The sequence below is a fragment of the Microcoleus anatoxicus genome, from assembly GCF_042465725.1.
GTDB classification, from domain to species: Bacteria; Cyanobacteriota; Cyanobacteriia; order Cyanobacteriales; family Microcoleaceae; genus Microcoleus; species Microcoleus anatoxicus.
In genome coordinates this window covers 733,048-754,748 of sequence record NZ_CP120853.1, presented here as the reverse complement: position 1 = coordinate 754,748, position 21,701 = coordinate 733,048, and the positions used below count along the sequence as shown (strand labels likewise).

Here is a 21,701-nt window from a genome sequence, read left to right as displayed (position 1 = left end):
ACGAACCACTGACTAGAATTTATTTGCTAGTATTGAAGCAACAGGGAAATATTGTGCATAATTGACGATGGATCGCCTACGAGACAGCAGCTTGAGACGAAAGTTCGGGATTTGGGGGCGCAGAATGTCAGAAGCAACCGGATTTACCGATCGCATCGTGTAACTTATAATAATTTACAGCTAGCGATTAAAACAATTTTTCGCTCCCGAATTCGGGAGTATAAATTATGACAACCCAGATAAATTTAGCACAATCTACATCTCCTGAAGAACTCAAGACTCAGCTACAGGATTTGATGGAGAAACTTGAAGAAGTCGAAGATGAAAAAAATAGCTATGAAACTTTAGTAGAAATTATCACGGAGCATTCCACGGATTTGGAAAACCAAATCCGTCATAATAATCGAGAGATGCAGACTTATATCGAGCAGGTAAAAAAGGTGATAGATGCAGCTATCGCTGTGAAAAACAACTGCTTTGAACCTCAGATATTGTCCGATGTCGCAGCGCGCAGTGATACCCTGGGAGAACTGGCACAGGTTTTCTCCCATATGGTGCAAACGGTGAAAGCGCGGGAACAGGAATTAGAGAAACTTTTGCAGGCTTACGGACGTTTTGTTCCCGATGAATTTCTCCAATTTCTGGGAAAGCAGAGCATTGTGGATTTCCAGCTTGGAGATCACGTCAACAAAGAGATGGCTATCATGTTTTCTGATATCCGTTCCTTCACCACAATGGCCGAGCAAATGACTGCTCAAGAAAACTTTAACTTTATCAATAGCTATTTACAGCGAATTAGTCCCGGAATTCGCAATCACAATGGTTTTATTGTCAAGTATATGGGAGATGGAGTGATGGCAGTTTTTCCCGAAGGGGTTGATGATGCCATTGAGGCGGGAATTGTGAAGTTAGAGGAGTTGCAAAAATACAATCAAAGCCGTAAAATCAATGGAGAGATTCCGCTGAATATTGGCATTGGTATCCATGTTGGTGATACGATGGTGGGGATTATTGGAGAAGCAAATCGGATGCAAGCCGATGCCCTGTCCGATCATGTCAATATCACGGCTCGTCTGGAAGGTTTGACTAAGTATTATGGCGTATCTTTATTAATTTCAGGAGATGTGGTACAACGTTTGAGTCAACCGTCCAAGTATCATATTCGCTTTTTGGATCGGGCGATTGTGAAAGGTAGACAAGAACCGATTAATGTTTGTGAGGTGTTAGATGTTGAAGTAGAACCAGTGCGATCGCTCAAAATTCTAACTTTGCCTATTTTTGAGGATGGACTAGAACAATATTGTCAGGGAAACTTTGCTAATGCCAAAGTTTGTTTTGAAAAAATTGTGGCGTTAAATCCCGATGACAAACCCAGTCAAATTTATCTAGAACGCATCCAAGCACTTTTAGAAAATAGTATTCCGGCTAACTGGAATGGCGTGTGGAAATTTACCCAGAAGTGACATAAAAAAATAATTGGAGGGAGACAATATGACATCTGGAAGGTTGGAGAAAGGGATAGAAATATTTGGAGAATTTATCGAGGAATTTCCACCGGAGCATGACTCCCTAGAACTTACATTTACTCCCAGTTCTCGCCCCATCAAGCAGCGGTGGCGAAACAATCGGATATCTGCTCATTTTGTAGCAGATTATTTGTCGAGTTTTTTACCAGTGGACGAGCAGGATTTTCGCAGCGAAAAACGAATTAAACAAAGCAAAGGAGCCGTGAGCTATATTGCTAATGAACTGTTAGAAAATGCTATAAAATTTAGTGATGATGACTGTAGTCACAAGGTAAGGTTTGGGATTCACTTTATAGGAGAAGATGATGTAACAGCGGTAATTTATGCCACGAATTATGTGAAGCAAGCAGCAGCTCATAAATTCCAGGAATTTATTAACGAACTGCTGATTTCTGACTCTAACGATCTCTATTTACAGCAGCTTGAAAAAAATGCTGAAATAGAAAGTGAAACATCGGGATTAGGATTGCTGACGATGATTAATGACTATGCTGCTAAGATAGGTTGGAAATTTGAGTCGATAGCCGATAGTGTCCCTATGCTCGCTATTACGACCCTCGTTCAAATTAGTGTTTAGTATAGCCAGAATTAACTCAGGAAACCACAAAACCATGGATATTCAAGAACTTAAAGGTCAAGACTACTTTATTCAATACGATCCAGAATCGATGACTGTCTGTTTCAAAGGCGAACTCAGCTTAGATGGAGCGTCAGATTATAAGCCCATAGTTGATTTATTAGATGAGGTTGCTAGTTTAGAACCTCCTCACATTACTTTGAACCTCAAACAACTGGAGTTTCTTAACAGTTCTGGTATTAATATGCTCTCCAAGTTTGTCATTAGTGTGCGGAAAAAGAAAACGATTGAACTGTTGGTAACAGGTTCAAATGATGTTCCTTGGCAACAGAAATCTCTTAAGAATTTAGAAAAGTTGTTGCCAACCTTGAAGCTGCAATTGGAGTGATTTTTGTTAATGGTTTAAGTTTGTTGCACAGGCAATTCAATGATAAATTCGGTTCCCTGAGAAGGTTCTGACTCGCACCGCAGAATGCCACCGTGGTTTTCTACTAAAATTTTATAGACTATCGACATTCCTAAACCGGTGCCTTTACCGATTTCCTTAGTTGTAAAAAACTGCTCGAACATTCGTTCTTTTACGTCAGCCGTCATTCCCGCTCCTGTGTCAGCAATGCGGACGATAACTCGATCGCTTCCTGCTAGCTCTGTGCGGATGTAAATCTTTAATAAAGCATTTGGTTCCTCTTCTGCTGTTTCTTCCAAAGCATCGATCGCGTTGCTAATCAAATTCATAAATACTTGATTTAGTTGTCCGGCATAACACTCTACAGGAGGCAATTTTCCGTAATCTTTAACTACTTCTATATCACGACCAATTTTTTTAGAATTCAGACGGTTTCGCAAAATTAACACGGTGTTTTCAATGCAGTCGTGCAAATCGCATTGGGTCATGTTAGTATTATCAGTCCGCGAAAAGTTCTGCATCGATTTGACTATTTCGCGGATTCGATCGGAACCCATTTGCATCGAAGACATCACTTTCGGCAAGTCTTCCACTAAAAAATCTAGCTCCATTTCTTCGATTTGATATTTTATTTCATCACAGGGATTAGGATAGTTTTCTTGATAGAGACGCAGGAGGTGTAGCAAATCTTGAGTATAAACTTCTACATAGCTCAAGTTGCCGTAAATAAAACTAATGGGGTTATTAATTTCGTGAACAATACTAGCCATTAGCTCTCCGAGAGAAGACATTTTTTCGCTTTGCAGGAGTTGAGCTTGAGTTTCTTTGAGTTCGCCCAGGGTGCGCTTGAGTTCATCGGCTTGAGATTCCGAAGTCGCCCTAGCAGCACAACTTTCTTGATAAAGTTCAACTTGTCTGAGATCTATTTCAAATTGTTCCCTTTCACTTTCTTCTTGATATTGACTCACCACTGCATCAAAAGCTGCGAGCAGTTCGCCAGAAGCGGCTGCTACAATGTACAATAGGTGAGGATTATCTGGCTTTAGGTCGGCATCGGGAACCTGTACTAATGCTTTTGTGCGATCGATATATTCGCGCACCTGTTTATCTAAATACAGGGGCGCTTCAAAATACATTGATTTGACAACGGGCGAAGGGGGAGTTAATAAGTTGATGCTGCTGTCAGTGTAGATTAACCCACGGTGAGATTTTTCCATAAGAGCGATCGCCTCTAGCAATTGAGCCCGCAATGTTTTTCTTTCTGCTGTTTCTAGAGAGCAAACTAACCTCATGGCAAAAAATGCCGTTTTTTGACAAAGCATTCGCTGTCGCCCACTGACGTTAATGAGAGCAGCGCTAATTTTTCTAGCGGTCATAATTTCTTCAAGATTGAAGTAGTTTTTGAATGCCACGATAGGTAATACCTCCGACTCAACTGAATGTCTGTAACTCCTGGTCGCAGAAGATAGGGTCATCATAAAAAATGTTTTCAGTATACTGTCAAAAATATAGTCCCTTGGTGGCTAGTTAAGTAGTATCATTAGTCACAGTTTGTCAGTCTGTATGATAATCTATGGTTAGATACAATCTAGGTCAATTGACCCAAAAATTTCCCAATCAGATTTGCCATCATTTCAGGTTGAGTTTGGGGCAACCCATGAGTTCCGTTGGGAATAATAGCTAATTCTGCTTTGGGTATTTCCTGGGCGTAGGTTTCAGAATGCCACAGAGGAATTGTTTCGTCGTTATCTCCGGTAATTACTAAAGTGGGAATTTGCAATTTGTGAATGTCTTTTTCCACAGTATCAATGGCGTCTTCGGGGCGCATCCGACTCATTAAAAAAGAGCGAGCTACGGGTTGAGACATTAACTCTCGCCGCCAACCCAATATTTGCTGTAATTCGTTACTTTTTCCGGCTAAATTAGCAAAAGGTTTTGCCAATTGTAGAGTCCAATCAACTATGGGAGTTGGCCACAGCAGGGGCAGCAAAGCATCATATTGACCGCAAAAACTGTCGTCTCGAATTCCAGCAGGGGCTGCTAACACTAAACTGCTGACGGAATTTTTGTATTCTAGAGCATAGGCAGCAGCAACCCAACCGCCAAAAGAATGTCCGATAATACAGCAGGGATCTAGATTGAGCTGTTCTACAACTTGTCGCACAAAAACAACCTCTACGGAAACATCGTAACAGATTTCAGGTTTGCTAGATTCTCCAAAACCCAACAAATCTAAACTAATGCAGCGAAACTGAGATTGCAATAATTCAATGAGTGGGAGCCAGCAAGTCTTTTCTCCAAAGAAACCGTGCAGCATTAATAACGGTTGCCCGCGCCCGATGTCGAGGTAAGTGGCTTGTTGGGTGTTGCCATTGACAAATGTAGTTAAAGTGTGCCTCTGCATTGTTGTTGAGTCCTGGTACTGGAGGAATGTTTGTAAACTATTGTTACCATACAAGCATCCAAAGGTTAAACTTCATTACGGAGTGGAAAATCTAAAAACTATTGTGATAGTCTCTATTATGATTTTAAATACTGCAAACATAAAGCAGGAGAACACTTTGAACTCCAACTTAAAACAATACCCAGCTTGTTCGCTGCGCGAAGATGTGAGTGAGTACGTGGCACACCTACAGCTTCACATGACTTTACAGGCTCGCAACTTACTCCCTACCATTACACAGGCTAAGGATAGTCGCGAACAACTGTTGCAGCAGACTCAGGCTCATTTTGAGAAACGAGTATCTAGACAAGCTCTTTAAATCGTAAGTTGACGATCGCCCACTATAAAATCTACAATTCAAAAAATCTCCAATCTCACATCCATTGACGATCGCCCGGTTTCTGTGGTGGCATAGGCATAGTGGTCGGTTTTCGGTAATATGCGGTGGATGTGTGAAAAAGAGATTTTTATGCGTATTCTAAATATTCAGGCGATCGCAATTTTGACTCTAGCCACATGGGCTGGGGGGGAATTAGGAGCCAAAGCTGCAACTGAGGTGAAATTGGCAGAAGCAGAAGCAGAAGCAGCAGATAGCCTTTCGATAAATCCTGTGGCGGTAGAAGCTGCATCACCCTCTGTTAAAGTTAAATCCAGCCCAAGTAAAGATTTTGCCTTGGTGTTAAAAACTGCCCGTAGCCCAGGGGCGGTGGTTGAAATGCCGGAATCATATCAATTCCGGTTGTATCGGAATGATTTAACCGCGAAGGCGCGAAGTACGCGAAGGAAGAGAAGAGAGAGTTTAATCATTCCGATGCTAACGGATTTTAGATCGTTAGATATTTCTCCAGACATTTCCCAAAAAGCGGGTATTGAACAGGCTGGATGCCTGTTCCACGGGAATGATACCAGCAGTTTATGCAATGGCCAAGCCCGACAGCTAGAGGGCACTGCACGGGTTTCTCAAGCTGGAGATGTGGGCGGTATCTACGTTGCAGAGGTGAAAATTCGGTTTGTCGATTCCAAGGGGGAAGCCGTCGATAAGCAAGGGAATCCGATTCAGGGCAGAATTTCTGAAGATTTTATCCGTGGCGAACTCAAACTCAAGGCGGGAGATAATTACAGTCAGGATGTAGTGCGATCGGATTTGCAGCAGTTGCAGCAATTGGGATTGTTTGACATGGTGATGGTTTCTACTGAAGAAGTTGGCACTGATATTAATGTTATATACAACGTCCAAGAGCGATCGGCTCGGTCTTTTGGTGTGAGTGCGAGTTTGAGTGATGACATTGGCTTAGCGATTCCTCTGTCTTATACAGATCGCACTTTAGGTACAAATCCGCAACGCCTGTCGGTGGAAGTTCAGCCCAGCCTCCGAGATTTCGAGTATGATGTCCAATTTGTCAGCCCTTACGTTGCCGCCACTGATACTTTGGGATACAGTGTGAGAACTTTTCGCGATCGCCGAACATCGGAAATTTTCAACAACGATATTAATTTGCCCAATGGGAATCGAGTTCGGGAAATTCGGATGGGAGGAAATCTGGCATTTACCAAGCCTTTGGGGGATTGGCGAGGGACTTTGGGATTGAATTATACAAATATCAGCACCCGCGATCGTAATTTGAATATCGCCCGCCGTGACGAATTGGGAAACCCTCTCACCTTCAGCGGCACTGGCGTTGACGAATTATACACTGTTTCTTTTGGCGCAACGCTCGATCGGCGCAACAATCCCTTCAACCCCAGCAGCGGGTCGATTCTCAGCCTCAGCACCGAACAATCCATCCCCCTGGGACAAGGAAATATAGTGAGTAACAAATTATTGGCTAATTATATACAATATATACCACTCAATTTCCTCGGCCGTGGCGATACGGAAGCATTACCAGAAACCTTAGCTTTTAACCTGCAAGCAGGGACGGTAATTGGAGATTTGGCACCAACAGAAGCTTTTCGCCTCGGTGGGCGGAATTCCGTGCGGGGTTACGACACAGGAGATCTTGGTAGCGGGCGGAGTTATTTCCTAGCTTCGGGGGAATATCGGTTTCCCGTCAGTAGAGACGTGGGCGGGGTAATATTTGTCGATTTTGCCTCAGATTTGGGAACGGGAGACAGCGTGTTGGGGAAACCGGCGGTGGTGAGGGACAAACCTGGAACTGGGGCTGGTTTTGGGGTGGGAGTCCGAGTGCGATCGCCCTTGTTGGGATTAATCCGATTTGATGTGGGTGTTAGCGATGGCGGCGACATCAAATTTGTACTTGGTACAAGGCAGCGATTTTGAATTATTTAGTGTTGGGCGGGCGATCGCTCTTACAATTGTTGGGGGTCAATGCCTTTTTCTCGCAGCAATTCTATTAAAGCTTGATAGCGCTGCTGTTCTTGTTGTCGCAGAGTGCGTTCTTCTTCTAGCTGTTGTTGAGCGAGTTCTTTTTCTTGTTGTTCGCGATCGGCCCGTTGGCTTTCCTGTTCTCGCAGTCGATCTAATTCTACAGAAGTGAGGAATTTGCGATCGTCTGGGCGGTAAATTTCGAGGGTTTCTGATGTGAGTTGAAATCGTATCCCCAACCGGGGGCTAACCCAACCGTTGATTTCTGGGATTTCTTCTAGGCGATCGCCTACTCGTTGAGAACCTGTAAATTCTAATGTATCTGGGTCATAGATATAATATTCTTCTACTCCGTAGTTCTGATAGAAGAATAGTTTTCTGAGCATTTCTGTGCTGGTATTTCCAGGGGATAATATTTCAAATACCACTTGAGGCGGAATATTATCTTCTTGCCATTGTTTGTAAGAACCCCTGTCTCCTTTTGGTCTACCAAAGACTGCTAATATATCAGGTGCTTTGCGAATTTTGTTATCGCCTTCGACGGGATACCAGAGTAGGTCGCCGGCGATAAATACGTCAGCGAAAGTCGCGAATAAGATTTCTAGGTTTTCCTTGATTGTGACAATCCAGCGGAATTGTTTGGTGTTGTCTGCCATTGGTTGACCGTCGCTGTCGGGATAGATGATTTGTGGTGTTGTTTGTGGGGTGAGTTGTGGTGTTGTTTGTGGGATGAGTTGTTGTACCATGCCGTTCACCTTTGGGCTGCAATAGTTTTAATTATATCATGTGGAGGAATGGGAAGGGCGATCGCGACTGAAAAACGGTGCTGAATATGCTACATTGAGTAGAAAGAATTTGGCAAAAAAATGTCTTGTACTTTCACGGCAATTGTTTATTGGGAAGAGGATGTTTATGTAGCCGAGTGTCCTGAAGTGGGAACGGCTAGCCAAGGAGAAACGATAGAAGAGGCGATCGCCAATCTCAAAGAAGCAACGGAACTTTATTTAGAAGAATTTCCTCTGCCTAAAACTTCCCCCCGTCTGCTAACTACATTTGATACCAATTTCATAAAGTAGCGCTACATATCTACCCCCCCCAACCCCCCCTTGCCTAGGGGGGGCTTTGAACTACATCTGTAGTAGGACTTTATGAAAATGGTATGAGGTATTGAGTGCCTAAATTACTGCTCTTGCTCTGACAGTGCTATTTTAGATAAAAGAACGATCGGGAATGGGTGACGAAAAAATATTGTCAACTATCACTGATATAGGAACTTTAATTAGCCGTATAAACAATGGAGGATAAAGCTATGTCATCAAGGGCGATCGCAACTTTGGTCAAAATCATGGAATCTTTGCCAGAAACTCTGCAAGATAGAGTTGTCGAACACCTGCGAGAATACATTCTGAAATCAAATATTACTGTTCCTGTCAACCCCGACGGTAAGTTAGAAATTCCCGCTGAGATTGAAGCTCAACTGAAGCCTGGGGATAGATATACAGTGACTGTCACCGCAGATAATATTGTTTTTCAAAAGGTAGCAGGTTTCGACTGGGAGGAACTCCGGCGGCGTAGAGAGTCTTTACCACCAGATCCTAATCCGATGACAATGGAGGAAATTTGCGAACTTGTCAGGGAAGTGCGTCGTGAGAAACGTTTGGAAAGAGAGTCACAACAATGAAAGTTGTACTGGATACTAATATTTTTATCTCAGGTTGGTTGTGGGGAGGTAGACCAGATAGAGTATTAAAGTTAGCAGAAGTTTATCTAATTACTGTGTGTGCTTCTGAAGAGTTGCTTGATGAACTGCAAAGCACATTGAGTCAAGATAAATTTCTTTCTAAACTTCAGGCTTTGAGAGTGAATCTCAATGATTTAATGAGCGGAACACGAGAGTTAGTGGAAGTTTATCCGATTTCTACTATCAACGTGCCTGAGTTACGAGATGCTAATGACAATATGATTTTAGGAACTGCGATCGCTGCTGGTGCTGATGTGATTGTTACCGGCGATCGGGATTTGTTAGTTTTGCAGGAATATGAGGGAATTCCTGTTGTTACGGCTAGGGAGTTTTTGGAGCGTTATTTTCCAGAGAATTAATTAGGAGGCGATCGCTCTTGCTCTGACAGTGCTATCCTAGATAAGAAAACAATCAGAAATTGGCGAGGAAAAAATCTTGTCAACTATCACCGACATAGGAACTTTAATTAGCCGTCAGCCTGACATACATGGTGGCTGTCCAATTATTGCCGGAACTGGTGTTACAGTCCGTCGCATTGCTATTTGGTACAAGCAAGGTTTGAATGCGGAAGAAATTGGCGATCGCGTCGGGCATTTAACTCTCACCCAAGTCTATGCAGCTTTGACTTATTACCATGCTAACCGAGAGGAAGTTGATGCTGATATTGCAGCGGAGGAAGCTGAGGGCGATCTAATAGAAGCGTTGAATTATCCGCGTAAGATTCAACAGCAGCCGACGGATATAGATTTGGAAGTAACAACAATGGCAAACTATCCCAGTCGCCGAGAATTTATGCAATTGCCACTAGAAGAGAGGCGAAATATTCTAGAAAAACAAGCTGAAGTAATGTTGCAACATTACCAGGAAGATAGAGAATGGCAAGAATTAGAGTATCAGTAGTTAGTTATTAAGTGCGATCGCACGCTTACTCAAAGAAGGGCGATCGCAGACTTACAACTTAGCATTCCCAGGTTACGCAGTCAGAAGGCAGTTATGGTTTAGCAGCTTTAACCACATCTTCAACCATTTTAATCGCCTCTTTGATTGCCATTTTACCGTTTTCTACGGCACTAATTAAATCCTGAGCGTCTTGCGGGCTAATTAAATCGAGCCTGACGGGTTCTTTCAAGGAAACAATAAATTTAGTTTTATCGCTGTCTTGCAGCTTAGAGCCTCTTTCTTTGGCTTCAACATCTCTTAGCTGTTCTTTTAACTGTTTAAGCATTTCTGCTTGTTTTCCCTCGTCAAAAGTGCCATCAAATAACATTCGTTTTACCCCTACAAGAGCAGCAGCACCTAAAGCTGCACCGCCAACAACTAATCCTACGGGAGGTGCAACGGCAAACAACCCAAAGAAAAATGATGCACCACCGAAAGCTGCCACCGCGGCACCAGCACCGGCAGCCCCCACTGCACCAATGCCAATTTCTGCTAAAATCCCTAATTTATCGTGTGGGTTTTTTTCCAGTTGCTCTATTGACTTCAGAATTTGCTCTTTGGTTGGCGTTTTATTTGCCGACATATTCGACCTCAATTTTTTTGCTAATTTTGGCAGTTAAGCAGTGATGACGTTGCAGAAAATTGTATTGAAAACGTCTATCATTAGTTGAAAAAATGCTTTGGCAATCTCAATAATGTCTTGAGCAATTCCAATAATTCCATCAGACACCTCTTTGCCTTGGGCGCGTTGATCGAGTCGGTGGCCGGCTATTGCACCAATTGGGATACCCAGCACTGTTGCCAAAGGTGCTAATAAGGGGCCGACAAATGGTATCGAATTTGCCAAAATTCCTACAACGACGCCAACAGCAGCCCCTAGGGCTAAATTGGGATGCGCTTTGACAAATTCTATGATTTTAATGAGGAGAATTTTGCCGATGAGTAAAACTTTGTTACCAGCTTTTTTCGTGTATGTGGCAAGTTCATGCAGCCGGATCGAGACTTCATGCGGCAAGCCGGTATCATTTAACCACACATACAAGTCGCTGCTACTCATTGCATCAGCATCGACTTGCCAGAGAGCCATTTTTAAATTAGCTTGAGGTAGGGATAATGCACTAGACATGATTTTTTATCCTATTGTAAATTACAAAATTTTTACGAACATTTCACGAGTCTCAAAGCCCCTAATTTAATTTTAAGTTAATTTTTATGTAGTGTAAAGTAGGATAATGTCACAAATTGCCAGGAGTTAATAAAATTAGCTAGCCGTTAAAAGTCATATTTTGCCCTTCTTAGCCATTAAACGTCAGAAAAAGTCTGATAGAATAGATAAAACCTCCTACACCTACCCAATCAATGGATGTTCAAGAACTCTTAAGGTTTGCCGATGGCTTGGTGTTCGCTAAGACGGGCAAACGATTGGACGATATGCAGCAGGCAGTAGTACGGGGAACGTGGCAAGGTAAAAGATACTCCGAAATTTCTAAAGATGTTCATTGTACTGAACGCCATGTCAGAAATGTTGCCTCAAAGTTATGGCAAACTCTTTCAGAAATATTAGATGAAGATGTAATGAAATCTAATTTGCGCTCCACAATGGAAAGATATCAAATTTCTCACTCTTCTAATTTCCTCAATTTAAATTTCGTAGAAAAAGGTAACATCAATAACTTCTGCACAGAAACCTCGCACCCTCCAAAAGCTCCACAAAACTCACCCCCTACACAAACCTCAAATGAAGACAACACCCAACCAAAACCGCGACTCGATTTAAGAGATGCACCGACTCTCAGAACATTCTACGATCGCCCCAACTCACCCCTCACCGCCCTCGGAAATGCGATCGCCCGCCAAAACTGCCGCCTCCTCACCATCACAGGCATGAGTGGCACCGGCAAAAGCTCGATCGCCCGTAACCTCATCCCCCAAATTCAAACTCAATTCGATCGCATCATCTGGCGCAGTCTCCGCACCTCCCCACCCCTCGAAATAACTCTTAAAAATATTATTCAATTTCTATCAAATCAAAACCCCCCCAACCCCCCCTTACCAAGGGGGGGCGAAGAGAGGGTTGTCCCCACAAACACCGATGTTCAGTTATCAATCCTAATCGAATATTTGCGAGACAATCGCTGTCTCATCATCCTCGATGACGTGCAGCAAATTCTCAGCAGCGGGCAACTTTCCGGCTCTTATAAACCCGGATATGAAAATTACGGAACCCTATTTAAACTCATCGGCGAAATTCCCCACAATAGCTGCTTAATCCTCAATAGTTGGGAACCTCCCTCAGACATCCTCACATTCACCGACGATAATTCAGCAGTATGTTTATTACAATTAACCGGTTTAGGTGAAGCCGCCACAGAAATTCTGAGAGAAAAAGGTTTATTGGATGAAGAACAATGGCCAGAATTGATTGAGCTTTATCAAGGTAATCCCCTCTGGTTAAAATTAGTCGCTCAAACTATAAACAACTTATTTAGCGGTAGAGTATCTCAATATTTAAGCTATCAACCAGTGTTTTTAAGTGACGAATTGACACCGATATTGCAGCAGCACTATCAGCGCTTGTCGGAAATAGAAAAACAGGCGATCGCCCTAATCAGCAATGAAACCGAACCTGTTTCCTTTACCCTATTGATGTCAAAATGTCAAGGTTCGCAGGTCGAATTATTTAAAGCAATTCAATCTTTAGACAGACGGGGCATCATTGCAAAATTGAGCTGTGAATCTGAAACGGTTTTCACGATTCCACCTGTGTTAAAACAATATGTTCAGATGATTCTTTGATCTTATAGCTGGTAAAAGTATAGTCATTTATAGGCATGGGAGGCTTCAAGTCCCTCCCCCTTCACTTTTACTTTGAGCGGATTAACCCGCCTCGGCTGAACTACACAGCTCTCTATCCCATCGCTGAAGGCATTTGGGATTGCTTTTCTGAGGATGTTGTACGAAGCGTTGATATCAGAATTGATTAACTGACCAGTCGATGTTTTGTACAAACCTCGCTGAATACGCTTCCCTGTAAACATGGGCTCTTTTTCTGTTTTCCCGTAGACAGGGATTGAGTCTAAACCCAAAAAACTTGCCCGCGATGTAAAGGATTCTTCCTGCACAATTACTGTGATTCCCACCAACCGAGCTTTGTACTCCAACATTTCAATTAATCGAGAGTGAGGAATACTAACAAAGTTTTGGTTGGTTTGCGAACCGAGAGCAATTTCATTTTTCCACTGTGCATTCTTACCAATTACTAGCGTCCCAATTTGTTTGGTATTTAAAATCGCAACAATCACACAACTAGCATGATGCAAGTAATTATCAACTTTCTGATTGCGACAGCGAGTTAATCGCTGAATCCTGGGTGAGGTTTGACGATTCCCTTTTAACTGGGATTGTAATCGGGATTTGCGTTTGTTATAGAACTGGTTAATCGATTTTAATGGTCGCCCGTTAATCAACAAAGGGATAAATCCCGGCTGATTTGAAGTTAACGCCACTAAATTATCCAGTCCCAAATCAATACTAGCTACAGAGTTGGCATTGCCAAGGGTGGACTCCGGTTCACTTCGACTACCCTCAGTACAAGCATCATAAATCACCTCAATTACATAGGAATCACATTTTGGAACCAGCCTAACTTGACAAATCTGGTTGGGATTGAGTTGGGTTTTAATTGAAAGTTCAGTGCCGGAAAGCTTGATAATTCCTTTCTTCAACTGTTTGCTGCTAATTGCTTGAATCGTGTAGACGAGAAGATTTCGCCCTTTAGTCTTATCTTTGTACTTTGGCAATTTTGGGCTACCCGTGAATTTTGAAGAATCAACTTTGTAAGCTTTAACGGCTTCAAAAAACGATTTCCAATTCTTGTCTAGCACCATCAAGATTTGCTGACTTACTTTAGCTGGCATTGCCTTATATGCTTCGTGAGACTTCATCAATCGGTTCATTTCGTTGTAGTTGACATAGCCCCACCCATAAATAAAACTCTGACGAATGACGTAATTGGCGGCATTGTAGAGGTTTTTGGACTTGAAAGCTAGTTCGTCAATTTGGGCGAAACGGTGTGACGTTGATTTAATGATGTGCCTCTGGAGTTAGTTGCATTTGAGACTTGCGTTTTTTGGGTTATGCGTATTCCTGATTCAACACTCACAACAATATAATACCATTATTGTTTATAATTGCTTATAAACTCAATGAAGTTTTACAATACCATTTTCATAAAGTCCTACTACAGATTTAGTTCAAAGCCCCCCCAAGGCATCGGGGGGGTTGGGGGGGTAGATATGTAGCGCTACTTTATGAAATTGATCTTACTCCATTTCTTCCATTTCCTCGACTTCAAGGGACTGCAATTGACTTGGAGTTGCGGGAATAGCTGCAATGATTGCATCAATTACTTTGGCGACTGGCAGAATCTGCATCCCCAAATCTGGCACTGGTTGATTCTTGGGAATAATTGCTCTTTTAAAACCTAGTTTCGCGGCTTCTCTCAGCCTTAATTCTAATTGAGAAACAGGCCGAACTTGTCCGCCTAAACCGACTTCTCCTAGTAACACTGTCCTAGCATCAACTATGCGATCGCGAAAACTGGCTACAACGGCGATCGCCACTGCCAAATCCGCAGCCGGTTCTTCTACCTTCAACCCTCCCACGGATGCTACAATTGTATCTAATTTCGACAGGGGAATCCCAACTCTTTTTTCCAAAACTGCTAAAATTTGTTGCAATCTACTATTATCCACTCCCGTGGTAGAACGGCGGGGCGAACCAAAACTCGCAGGGCTGACTAAGGCTTGAATTTCTACTAAAATTGGTCTCGTTCCTTCGCAAGTCACTGTCGTTGATGTACCGGGGGAAAACTCGTCCCGATTTCCTAAAAATAACTCCGATGGATTGTCTACTTCTCGCAATCCCTCGGCTACCATTTCAAAGACTCCGATTTCATGAGTTGCACCGAAACGGTTTTTCATCGATCGCAACAGTCGATGGGAAGCAAAGCGATCGCCCTCAAAATATAGTACAGTATCTACTAAATGTTCCAATACCCTCGGCCCGGCTAAACCTCCATCTTTGGTAACGTGACCTACAATAAATAACGTAATATTTTCTCTTTTTGCCACCTGCATCAAAGCCGAGGTACATTCCCGCACCTGAGCCACCGATCCTGGTGCTGATGTTAAACTAGCAAAATAAATAGTCTGGATACTGTCAATAACTGCTACATTCGGTTTTAGGGCTTCCAATTCCCGCAACACAACTTCTAAATCCGTCTCTGGAAGTAAGTAGAAATTATCCGCTGAATGATCCTCAGAATCAGTTTGAGCAGCCCCGTTATTAGCGTGTCCGTTACTGTCAGATAAATCAGAGTTCTTACTTGACAAATCAACCGGATTAGCCACTCCCAAACGTTGCGATCGCAATTTCACCTGCTGGCCAGACTCCTCGGCACTTACATACAGTATGCGATCCTTGCGCGCCAACTGATTCGCCACCTGCAACAACAGCGTCGATTTCCCAATCCCCGGTTCCCCCCCAATCAATACCAGGGAACCGGGAACAATACCACCTCCCAACACGCGATCGAACTCAGCATAGCCCGAAGGCCAGCGAGATTGAGTTTGGTCAGCAATCTGCGATAATCTAAAAGATACCCTGGGTTGACCCTTGGATTTATCAGGAGGTGCACCGCCTGCTGCCTTAGTCGTTACCCCAGTCAAACCAGCCCGTGGTACGGCAATGGTAGATTGTTCTACCTGCTCGTCGAAAGAATCCCACTTCTGACAGCTAGGACATCTGCCAAAATATTGTGGCGACTCATACCCACATTCCCGACAAATATATTGTATTCGAGGTTTTGGCATTGTTTACTATGATAAATAATTGCCGAACACATTCTTTCAAAGTCTGAACTAAAGCAATCATAAAGCTTTCAGAGCGATCGCCACAGGCGGATCAGTTTGTGTCTTAATAATAGAGTACAAAAAAATAAACATTATCTCGAATTTAACTTAAGGAGTGTTGAGTAACTTGGAAAACCATAAAGAAAAAATTCTGGTAGTCGATGACGAAGCCAGCATCCGGCGGATTCTGGAAACTCGCCTTTCCATGATTGGCTATGATGTTGTCACCGCAGCCGACGGTGAAGAAGCTCTCGATATATTTCGCAACACCGAACCAGATTTAGTGGTTTTGGACGTGATGATGCCAAAGCTGGATGGCTATGGCGTTTGTCAGGAGTTGCGGAAGGAATCTGATGTGCCTATTATCATGCTAACTGCTTTGGGAGATGTAGCCGATCGCATCACTGGTTTAGAATTAGGCGCGGACGATTACGTCGTCAAACCTTTTTCTCCCAAGGAACTAGAAGCTCGCATCCGTTCGGTACTGCGCAGAGTTGATAAAAACGGCGCTTCGGGAATTCCCAGTTCGGGAGTCATCCAGGTAACGAATATTCGGATTGACACCAACAAACGCCAAGTTTATAAAGGTGACGAACGGATTCGGCTTACGGGTATGGAATTCAGCTTGTTAGAGCTGCTGGTTAGCCGTTCTGGAGAGCCTTTTTCGCGATCGGAAATTTTGCAGGAAGTTTGGGGATATACGCCTGAGCGCCACGTAGACACCCGTGTAGTGGACGTTCACATCTCTCGCTTGAGAGCCAAGTTAGAGGATGACCCCAGCAATCCTGAATTAATTCTCACCGCCCGTGGCACCGGCTATCTGTTCCAGCGCATTGTCGAACCTGGGGAAGTTGGCTAAAGTCAGTGGGTTGACGGTTGATGGTTGTCAGTGGCAATTGTTGACCGCCAACAGCCAACCGTCAAAAGTTTGTATTGACCTTTTTCGTTGTTCCTTCTGTGATAAATGACTAAATCCGATCCAAATCGAGTTTTGCGGCAGTTACCCTTAGTGGCTGGAGGATTAGCCGGTACTCTGCTGATGGTCAATCGCTTGCTGACTGAGCAACTCACTGATTCTCAAGCTCGCTCCGATGCTCTGGGGGTCATTATCAGTGCTGTACTGATTTTAACAGGTTTGCTATGGCAGCAGGTGCAGGCGCGATCGCCCGATTCAGTCCAACTCATTGGCGAAGAAGGTTTTGAATTTGCGCCGGATTTGCCGGATGTGGTGAAAATAGAATTGGCTTGGGCCTCCCGTTTGCTATTGACAAATACGGCCACAAGGGCGATCGTGATTTTGTATCAAGGAAAAGTCCTATTGCGACGCGGCATTTTAGGCATCAATCCCGAAGTCAAACCAGGGCCAATTTTGCAGCGAGTATTCGACAAAAACAAACCAGTTTATTTAGTAAATCTGAATATTTATCCCGGCAAAATCGAATTTGACTATTTACCCGAAAATACCCAAGGAGTTATCTGTCAGCCCATCGGCAATCAAGGCGTTTTAATTTTAGGTGCTAACGCGCCCCGCAGCTATACAAAACAAGATGAAAATTGGGTTGAAGGCATTGCCGAGAAATTAGAACATACCCTGAATCAACATTTAATAGCAAACAAGTAAGGCGCGTCGCTACAGAATCCTGGCCTATAGCCAGAATAGTCGATCGCGATGCACCTTACTTTTACCAAGGCATTCACGGGGTATCCTATCGTTGACCGTTGAAGCGGAATGATTTAACCACAGAGAACACAGAGGACACAGAGTCCGAGAATAGAACTCTGAATAGTTCGGATGAAGAGAGGATTTAATATCATACCCGGATTTGACATCAGGATATCAATTCACTCAACACTACTATCGAGCCCAATCAGTACCGCGCCACAGCATAAAAAACAAAACGCTAGAAATCAGCGCCCCCAACAGCCACTTAATCGCATTTTTGAATAGCCCCAAGCGCTGATTTGACTGCACCACTGCGCTTTGGGCCTGCAAACGTTCCTTCGCCGGAGTAATTCTCGAAAGAATTTTAGTTTTCAATTCCTGGGGGTTTTGCGTATCCGCTGCTACTCCCAGGCGATTTAGTTCAGTTCCCAAATTCTTTAAGTCTTCGGGACTACCCTTATTCAGCCTTTCTTCCACTTGCTGCAACTGAGCTAATTGTTGGTTTGCTTGATTGGTAATCTGTTTATTGTTTTGATTGTTGACATAAATAGTGCCAAAAAGCCCCAAGGGTAGCATTAACAGAAATACCAGGGCCAGTAACAGACAAATCCAAGACAAAAACTTCAAAAAGATGTCTTCCAAGCTTCTGCGCTCGTAACCTTCTCCAAAAAATATGAGGGTCATGGCCAACAGAGGAACTGGTACTCGTTCTACCACAGCCCCAATCGTCTGCAATTCCCACACACGATTGCCAAAATTGGCTGGTATCAGAACAGCTATCGTATCTAATAATGACAAAATTAATAGACCGTAGCCAATCCAACGCAGCCTGTATATAGAAAAACCTTGCTCGCCTTGTATGTCATTCATAAAATAATACGCCTGTTGTTAAGAACAATCTCTCTTGACTTGACTTAAGGTTCGGGAAATCTGGGCTGCCACCACCCATACCAAGAAACCCAAGCATTCTCTAGAATTTTCTTGGCATCTTCACGATTTGTTTGGTCCAAAGGTATAGACATTTGGGTCCACAAACAGCGCTGATCTTGAATATTTCCCTTACCCAATAGCCAAAACAAAATGCGGTTGAAATTCCAGTCACGAGTATTTCGGTTGTATCTAAACTGTTCGGCTGTCACTGTAGCACGGCCGCGGGGATTTATGCAGGAACTCAGGTATAGTCGATTGTGCTGGGGCAAAATTCCGTAAAAACCCACACCTTGAGTTTCTGCCAATGCTAGTTTACCAGGAGACGACTTGAGAATAGTATGTCCCTTCATCATATTTTCAACATCTCCGCTGGTTCCAACCACATAACGCATCTCTATTTCTAGAGTAGTGTTATTTTTTTGATATTCATACTTTCGCCCAACTTTGATTTGAGAAGTATCGCTAATTTTCAGAGGTGTACTCTCCTGCATTTGCCAATCAGTTAGAGGTACGGACTCTGGAAAATCAAAGGGGGTCAGGGAAAAATTACCGGTCGATGGAGATAGTGTCAATCTTCCTATAACTAATAAAACCCCTGTAAAAGTAACCGCTAAAATTGAAATTCTCGCTGTTTTCCAATAGGTAATAGCCATTAGTGATTAGTTGTTTTTTGATGGGGCGTGTCTTGCAAGATTGCCAACCAACAGAATAACCCGAACAGGAAGACTGCAATCATTGAAAAAATTACTGACCCATTTCCTTCATGCCAGTATTTAAATGCTTCCGGTTGAGATAGTGATACCAGTACAGCCATGAGAGCAACTCTGGCTGCATTGACTACAAATCCAATAAGGACTGCAATGATGGGGACTACAATTTTTTGTGTGTTGGTTGTAGGAAACATTAGTAAAAACACGATTGCTAGTCCTAATAATTGTAAGATTGCATTCACTCCCGAACAGCCATGATATACCTCCACACTGCCTTTTTCTAGAATGAGAAATACTCCTTGACGAACAACTTCAAATCCTAAATAGTGGAGGATGAAAGCGGAAAATTTAGCGGTTAATAGGGCAACATTAATAAATACTCCGATGAGACCGGGAGGAATACCTGTATAGGCGAGAATCAGAAGTTCTTGCCAATATTGTTTCAGTCCTTTGGTTCCAGAAGCTAGCAAAGCCAGACTGATGCCAGATAAGAAAGGTGTTATCCTGATAAAAAAGTCGTAGCCATATATGGACGAACTTTTGAGCAATATGAAAGCAATTAATGATGCTGCAAAGCAACTGCTAAAAATTCCGCTTTCTAAAGTTAAGGTTTCGTGTCTTTCCCAGATGAGAAATGCTACGACTCCCCAGAAGAGTAACATTGTGCCGAATAGGTCTGTACTGTCTGTTCTAGCAGTGAGAGTCAGGTGTATGACAATCAAACCGGAGGCTATGCCTAACAGCCAGTATTTAGGTTCCAGGAGGCGATCGATCCATTTCATTTCGGTCATTGTTGCTTTCTCTTTGTAGTGGAAGCTTTCATTATTTGTTATTGGTTATTCGTTATTGGTTATGGGTTATTAGTTATTAGTTATTGGTTATGGGTTATTAGTTATTGGTTATTGGTTATTGGAGCTACTAACTAATGATTACCAACCACTAATTAATAACAATAACAAATAACAGCCAACTAATAACTAATAACCAATAACTACTGACTACTGACTACTGACTACTGACTACTGACTACTGACTACTGACTACTGACTACTGACTACTGACTACTGACTACTGACTACTGACTACTGACTACTGACTACTGACTACTGACTACTGACTACTGACTACTGACTACTGACTACTGACTACTGACTACTGACTACTGACTACTGACTACTGACTACTGACTACTGACTACTGACTAATTAGTGTAGACTTTGCGGTAGTAACTCTGATATTCTTCCGACAGCAGTGGCTCCCACCAATCGCGATTGGCTAAATACCATTCCACAGTACGCCGCAAACCTTCCTCTACTGTGACTGAAGGAGTCCAATTTAGGTCATTTTTAATTTTGGTTGCATCAATAGCATAACGTCGATCGTGTCCGGCTCTGTCTTTGACAAAGGTGATTAATTGTTCGCAGGGACGGGCGGGTAAATCTTCTGCCAACTCGTCCATTAGTTGGCATAGCATCTTGACTAAATCGAGATTTTTTACTTCGTTGTTGCCTCCTACATTATAAGTTTCTCCGGGCTTACCGTCGTGGATTACGGCATCTAAAGCTCGGCAGTGGTCGAGTACATATAGCCAATCTCGGACGTTTTGACCGTCGCCATAAACGGGCAATGGTTTGCCCAAAAGCATATTGATGCACATTAATGGAATTAGCTTTTCGGGGAAGTGATAGGGACCGTAATTGTTAGAGCAATTGGTGATAATTGTGGGGACACCGTAGGTATGGAAATAGGCGCGGGCGAGGTGGTCGCTACCGGCTTTTGAGGCTGAGTAGGGACTATTGGGTTCGTAGGCTGTTGTTTCAGTAAATGCTGGGTCGTCGGGGCCAAGACTGCCATAAACTTCGTCCGTGGAAACATGGAGAAAGCGCATTTGTGCTTTGAGAGACAAGTCGTCTATTGCTTCAAAATGCTTGCGGAAGGCTTCGAGAAGGGTGAAGGTTCCGACAACGTTTGTTTGGACAAAGGCGGCAGGCCCGATAATCGATCGATCGACGTGAGATTCTGCTGCAAAATGGGCGACTGTGTTGATGTTTTCGGTTTGAAGTAAGGTATCGATCAGGGCCCGATCGCAAATATCCCCTTGTACAAACCGAAAATTTTCTCCCCCTTCCAAACTGTCTAGGGTTTTTCTGTTTCCTGCATAGGTGAGAGCATCGAGTACCACTACCCGATCGCCGGGATAACTACTGCACCAGTGATGTACAAAATTGGAGCCGATAAATCCAGCGCCACCTGTTACCAACAATCGACGAGGCGATCGTACTTGGCCTTGATCCTTGCTGTCTGTCATAAAAAAAGTCCGGTAAGTGGGAAACTCAGCGTCTTTAGACCTGAGTTACTGACATTGCTTGCAATAACTAAGTCTTTTCAAAAATAACCTTAAAAGTAGTTTGTCACCAAGTATTTGTCACTGTGTAATTAAATTTTCTACTCTTTGATATCAGATTTTTTCATGGGGGGTGCGATCGCACTCTGGGCGACACCTCCGGAAAGCAACACCTCTGTATTCG

Annotated in this window: 22 protein-coding genes and 1 pseudogene; 12 read left to right on the top strand and 11 right to left on the bottom strand. The window is 43.2% G+C overall.

The genetic code is table 11. From position 1 onward, the window contains the following. Window positions 1-227 precede the first annotated feature (227 nt). From P2A85_RS03185 to P2A85_RS03175, 3 genes are read left to right on the top strand one after another with little or no spacing between them, the layout of a single operon-like run. The gene (locus P2A85_RS03185) at window positions 228-1,463 is read left to right on the top strand and encodes an adenylate/guanylate cyclase domain-containing protein (RefSeq protein ID WP_377477490.1); all 1,236 of its coding nucleotides are present in this window, start codon (window positions 228-230) and stop codon (window positions 1,461-1,463) included. Window positions 1,464-1,491: 28 nt separating this feature from the next. Beyond that, window positions 1,492-2,103 (top strand): DUF6272 family protein, encoded by a 612-nt coding sequence (locus P2A85_RS03180; RefSeq protein ID WP_340550092.1) that lies wholly within the window; start codon window positions 1,492-1,494, stop codon window positions 2,101-2,103. 34 nt (window positions 2,104-2,137) lie between these two features. After that, on the top strand, window positions 2,138-2,491 hold the full coding sequence (locus P2A85_RS03175; RefSeq protein ID WP_340518805.1) for a hypothetical protein: 354 nt from the start codon (window positions 2,138-2,140) through the stop codon (window positions 2,489-2,491). Window positions 2,492-2,505: 14 nt separating this feature from the next. Here the strand turns inward: P2A85_RS03175 and P2A85_RS03170 are convergent, their stop codons facing one another. Continuing rightward, window positions 2,506-3,885, bottom strand: coding sequence for an ATP-binding protein (locus P2A85_RS03170; protein WP_377477489.1), 1,380 nt, complete (start codon window positions 3,883-3,885; stop codon window positions 2,506-2,508). Window positions 3,886-4,097: 212 nt separating this feature from the next. Then, on the bottom strand, window positions 4,098-4,913 hold the full coding sequence (locus tag P2A85_RS03165; protein ID WP_377477488.1) for an alpha/beta fold hydrolase: 816 nt from the start codon (window positions 4,911-4,913) through the stop codon (window positions 4,098-4,100). Between the two features lie 157 nt (window positions 4,914-5,070). Between P2A85_RS03165 and P2A85_RS03160 the strand changes: the two genes are divergently transcribed. Continuing rightward, entirely contained in the window at window positions 5,071-5,271 is a 201-nt protein-coding gene (locus tag P2A85_RS03160) for a hypothetical protein (RefSeq protein WP_340518803.1), read from the top strand. Window positions 5,272-5,421: 150 nt separating this feature from the next. After that, on the top strand, window positions 5,422-7,233 hold the full coding sequence (locus P2A85_RS03155; RefSeq protein WP_377477487.1) for a BamA/TamA family outer membrane protein: 1,812 nt from the start codon (window positions 5,422-5,424) through the stop codon (window positions 7,231-7,233). Window positions 7,234-7,262: 29 nt separating this feature from the next. On the opposite strand, the gene P2A85_RS03150 is transcribed toward P2A85_RS03155, so the two are convergent. Then, window positions 7,263-8,024: a Uma2 family endonuclease gene (locus tag P2A85_RS03150; RefSeq protein ID WP_377477486.1), complete on the bottom strand. Its 762-nt coding sequence runs from the start codon at window positions 8,022-8,024 to the stop codon at window positions 7,263-7,265. A gap of 120 nt (window positions 8,025-8,144) precedes the next feature. Here P2A85_RS03150 and P2A85_RS03145 point away from each other — a divergent pair, with 120 nt between their 5' ends. From P2A85_RS03145 to P2A85_RS03130, 4 genes are all read left to right on the top strand, one after another. Beyond that, on the top strand, window positions 8,145-8,354 hold the full coding sequence (locus P2A85_RS03145) for a type II toxin-antitoxin system HicB family antitoxin (protein WP_377477485.1): 210 nt from the start codon (window positions 8,145-8,147) through the stop codon (window positions 8,352-8,354). Window positions 8,355-8,572: 218 nt separating this feature from the next. Continuing rightward, complete coding sequence (locus P2A85_RS03140; RefSeq protein WP_377477484.1) at window positions 8,573-8,959, top strand: hypothetical protein; 387 nt, start codon at window positions 8,573-8,575, stop codon at window positions 8,957-8,959. After that, a complete protein-coding gene (locus P2A85_RS03135) occupies window positions 8,956-9,378 on the top strand; it encodes a putative toxin-antitoxin system toxin component, PIN family (RefSeq protein WP_377477483.1) in 423 nt (140 codons plus the stop codon). The genes P2A85_RS03140 and P2A85_RS03135 overlap by 4 nt, the downstream gene beginning before the upstream one ends. Before the next feature lie 76 nt (window positions 9,379-9,454). After that, a complete protein-coding gene (locus P2A85_RS03130; protein ID WP_377477481.1) occupies window positions 9,455-9,919 on the top strand; it encodes a DUF433 domain-containing protein in 465 nt (154 codons plus the stop codon). A 91-nt stretch (window positions 9,920-10,010) separates the two neighbouring features. Here the strand turns inward: P2A85_RS03130 and P2A85_RS03125 are convergent, their stop codons facing one another. Then, on the bottom strand, window positions 10,011-10,541 hold the full coding sequence (locus tag P2A85_RS03125; protein ID WP_377477480.1) for a hypothetical protein: 531 nt from the start codon (window positions 10,539-10,541) through the stop codon (window positions 10,011-10,013). A 33-nt stretch (window positions 10,542-10,574) separates the two neighbouring features. Further along, entirely contained in the window at window positions 10,575-11,084 is a 510-nt protein-coding gene (locus P2A85_RS03120; protein ID WP_377477478.1) for a hypothetical protein, read from the bottom strand. Between the two features lie 233 nt (window positions 11,085-11,317). Between P2A85_RS03120 and P2A85_RS03115 the strand changes: the two genes are divergently transcribed. Continuing rightward, on the top strand, window positions 11,318-12,754 hold the full coding sequence (locus tag P2A85_RS03115; protein WP_377477476.1) for an NB-ARC domain-containing protein: 1,437 nt from the start codon (window positions 11,318-11,320) through the stop codon (window positions 12,752-12,754). Between the two features lie 23 nt (window positions 12,755-12,777). On the opposite strand, the pseudogene P2A85_RS03110 reads toward P2A85_RS03115, so the two are convergent. Then, window positions 12,778-14,071: pseudogene (locus P2A85_RS03110) on the bottom strand (RNA-guided endonuclease InsQ/TnpB family protein). A 209-nt stretch (window positions 14,072-14,280) separates the two neighbouring features. Further along, complete coding sequence (gene radA / locus P2A85_RS03105) at window positions 14,281-15,831, bottom strand: DNA repair protein RadA (RefSeq protein ID WP_377477475.1); 1,551 nt, start codon at window positions 15,829-15,831, stop codon at window positions 14,281-14,283. Between the two features lie 166 nt (window positions 15,832-15,997). Between radA and rpaB the strand changes: the two genes are divergently transcribed. Both rpaB and P2A85_RS03095 read left to right on the top strand, forming a co-directional pair. Next, a complete protein-coding gene (gene rpaB, locus P2A85_RS03100; RefSeq protein WP_340525754.1) occupies window positions 15,998-16,729 on the top strand; it encodes a response regulator transcription factor RpaB in 732 nt (243 codons plus the stop codon). Window positions 16,730-16,834: 105 nt separating this feature from the next. Beyond that, window positions 16,835-17,491, top strand: coding sequence for a cofactor assembly of complex C subunit B (locus tag P2A85_RS03095; RefSeq protein ID WP_377477474.1), 657 nt, complete (start codon window positions 16,835-16,837; stop codon window positions 17,489-17,491). A gap of 234 nt (window positions 17,492-17,725) precedes the next feature. Here the strand turns inward: P2A85_RS03095 and P2A85_RS03090 are convergent, their stop codons facing one another. From P2A85_RS03090 to rfbB, 4 genes are all read right to left on the bottom strand, one after another. Next, window positions 17,726-18,403: an HpsJ family protein gene (locus P2A85_RS03090; RefSeq protein WP_377477473.1), complete on the bottom strand. Its 678-nt coding sequence runs from the start codon at window positions 18,401-18,403 to the stop codon at window positions 17,726-17,728. A 44-nt stretch (window positions 18,404-18,447) separates the two neighbouring features. Then, window positions 18,448-19,116, bottom strand: a complete 669-nt coding sequence (locus P2A85_RS03085) for a cyanoexosortase A system-associated protein (protein ID WP_377477472.1) — start codon at window positions 19,114-19,116, stop codon at window positions 18,448-18,450. Further along, window positions 19,116-19,964, bottom strand: a complete 849-nt coding sequence (crtA, locus tag P2A85_RS03080; RefSeq protein ID WP_377477471.1) for a cyanoexosortase A — start codon at window positions 19,962-19,964, stop codon at window positions 19,116-19,118. The genes P2A85_RS03085 and crtA overlap by 1 nt, the downstream gene beginning before the upstream one ends. A gap of 410 nt (window positions 19,965-20,374) precedes the next feature. Beyond that, window positions 20,375-21,481, bottom strand: coding sequence for a dTDP-glucose 4,6-dehydratase (gene rfbB, locus P2A85_RS03075; RefSeq protein WP_377477469.1), 1,107 nt, complete (start codon window positions 21,479-21,481; stop codon window positions 20,375-20,377). Between the last annotated feature and the right edge of the window lie 220 nt (window positions 21,482-21,701).

Bases quoted from the DNA above. Each gene is read 5' to 3' on its own strand.
- P2A85_RS03175 (WP_340518805.1), top strand. From the start codon at position 2,138: ATGGATATTCAAGAACTTAAAGGTCAAGACTACTTTATTCAATACGAT.
- P2A85_RS03140 (WP_377477484.1), top strand. From the start codon at position 8,573: ATGGAGGATAAAGCTATGTCATCAAGGGCGATCGCAACTTTGGTCAAA.
- crtA (WP_377477471.1), bottom strand. From the start codon at position 19,964: ATGACCGAAATGAAATGGATCGATCGCCTCCTGGAACCTAAATACTGG.
- P2A85_RS03090 (WP_377477473.1), bottom strand. From the start codon at position 18,403: ATGAATGACATACAAGGCGAGCAAGGTTTTTCTATATACAGGCTGCGT.
- radA (WP_377477475.1), bottom strand. From the start codon at position 15,831: ATGCCAAAACCTCGAATACAATATATTTGTCGGGAATGTGGGTATGAG.
- P2A85_RS03135 (WP_377477483.1), top strand. From the start codon at position 8,956: ATGAAAGTTGTACTGGATACTAATATTTTTATCTCAGGTTGGTTGTGG.
- P2A85_RS03145 (WP_377477485.1), top strand. From the start codon at position 8,145: ATGTCTTGTACTTTCACGGCAATTGTTTATTGGGAAGAGGATGTTTAT.
- P2A85_RS03095 (WP_377477474.1), top strand. From the start codon at position 16,835: ATGACTAAATCCGATCCAAATCGAGTTTTGCGGCAGTTACCCTTAGTG.
- P2A85_RS03085 (WP_377477472.1), bottom strand. From the start codon at position 19,116: ATGGCTATTACCTATTGGAAAACAGCGAGAATTTCAATTTTAGCGGTT.
- P2A85_RS03150 (WP_377477486.1), bottom strand. From the start codon at position 8,024: ATGGTACAACAACTCATCCCACAAACAACACCACAACTCACCCCACAA.
- P2A85_RS03185 (WP_377477490.1), top strand. From the start codon at position 228: ATGACAACCCAGATAAATTTAGCACAATCTACATCTCCTGAAGAACTC.
- P2A85_RS03115 (WP_377477476.1), top strand. From the start codon at position 11,318: ATGGATGTTCAAGAACTCTTAAGGTTTGCCGATGGCTTGGTGTTCGCT.
- rfbB (WP_377477469.1), bottom strand. From the start codon at position 21,481: ATGACAGACAGCAAGGATCAAGGCCAAGTACGATCGCCTCGTCGATTG.
- P2A85_RS03125 (WP_377477480.1), bottom strand. From the start codon at position 10,541: ATGTCGGCAAATAAAACGCCAACCAAAGAGCAAATTCTGAAGTCAATA.
- P2A85_RS03120 (WP_377477478.1), bottom strand. From the start codon at position 11,084: ATGTCTAGTGCATTATCCCTACCTCAAGCTAATTTAAAAATGGCTCTC.
- P2A85_RS03165 (WP_377477488.1), bottom strand. From the start codon at position 4,913: ATGCAGAGGCACACTTTAACTACATTTGTCAATGGCAACACCCAACAA.
- P2A85_RS03170 (WP_377477489.1), bottom strand. From the start codon at position 3,885: ATGACCGCTAGAAAAATTAGCGCTGCTCTCATTAACGTCAGTGGGCGA.
- P2A85_RS03180 (WP_340550092.1), top strand. From the start codon at position 1,492: ATGACATCTGGAAGGTTGGAGAAAGGGATAGAAATATTTGGAGAATTT.
- P2A85_RS03155 (WP_377477487.1), top strand. From the start codon at position 5,422: ATGCGTATTCTAAATATTCAGGCGATCGCAATTTTGACTCTAGCCACA.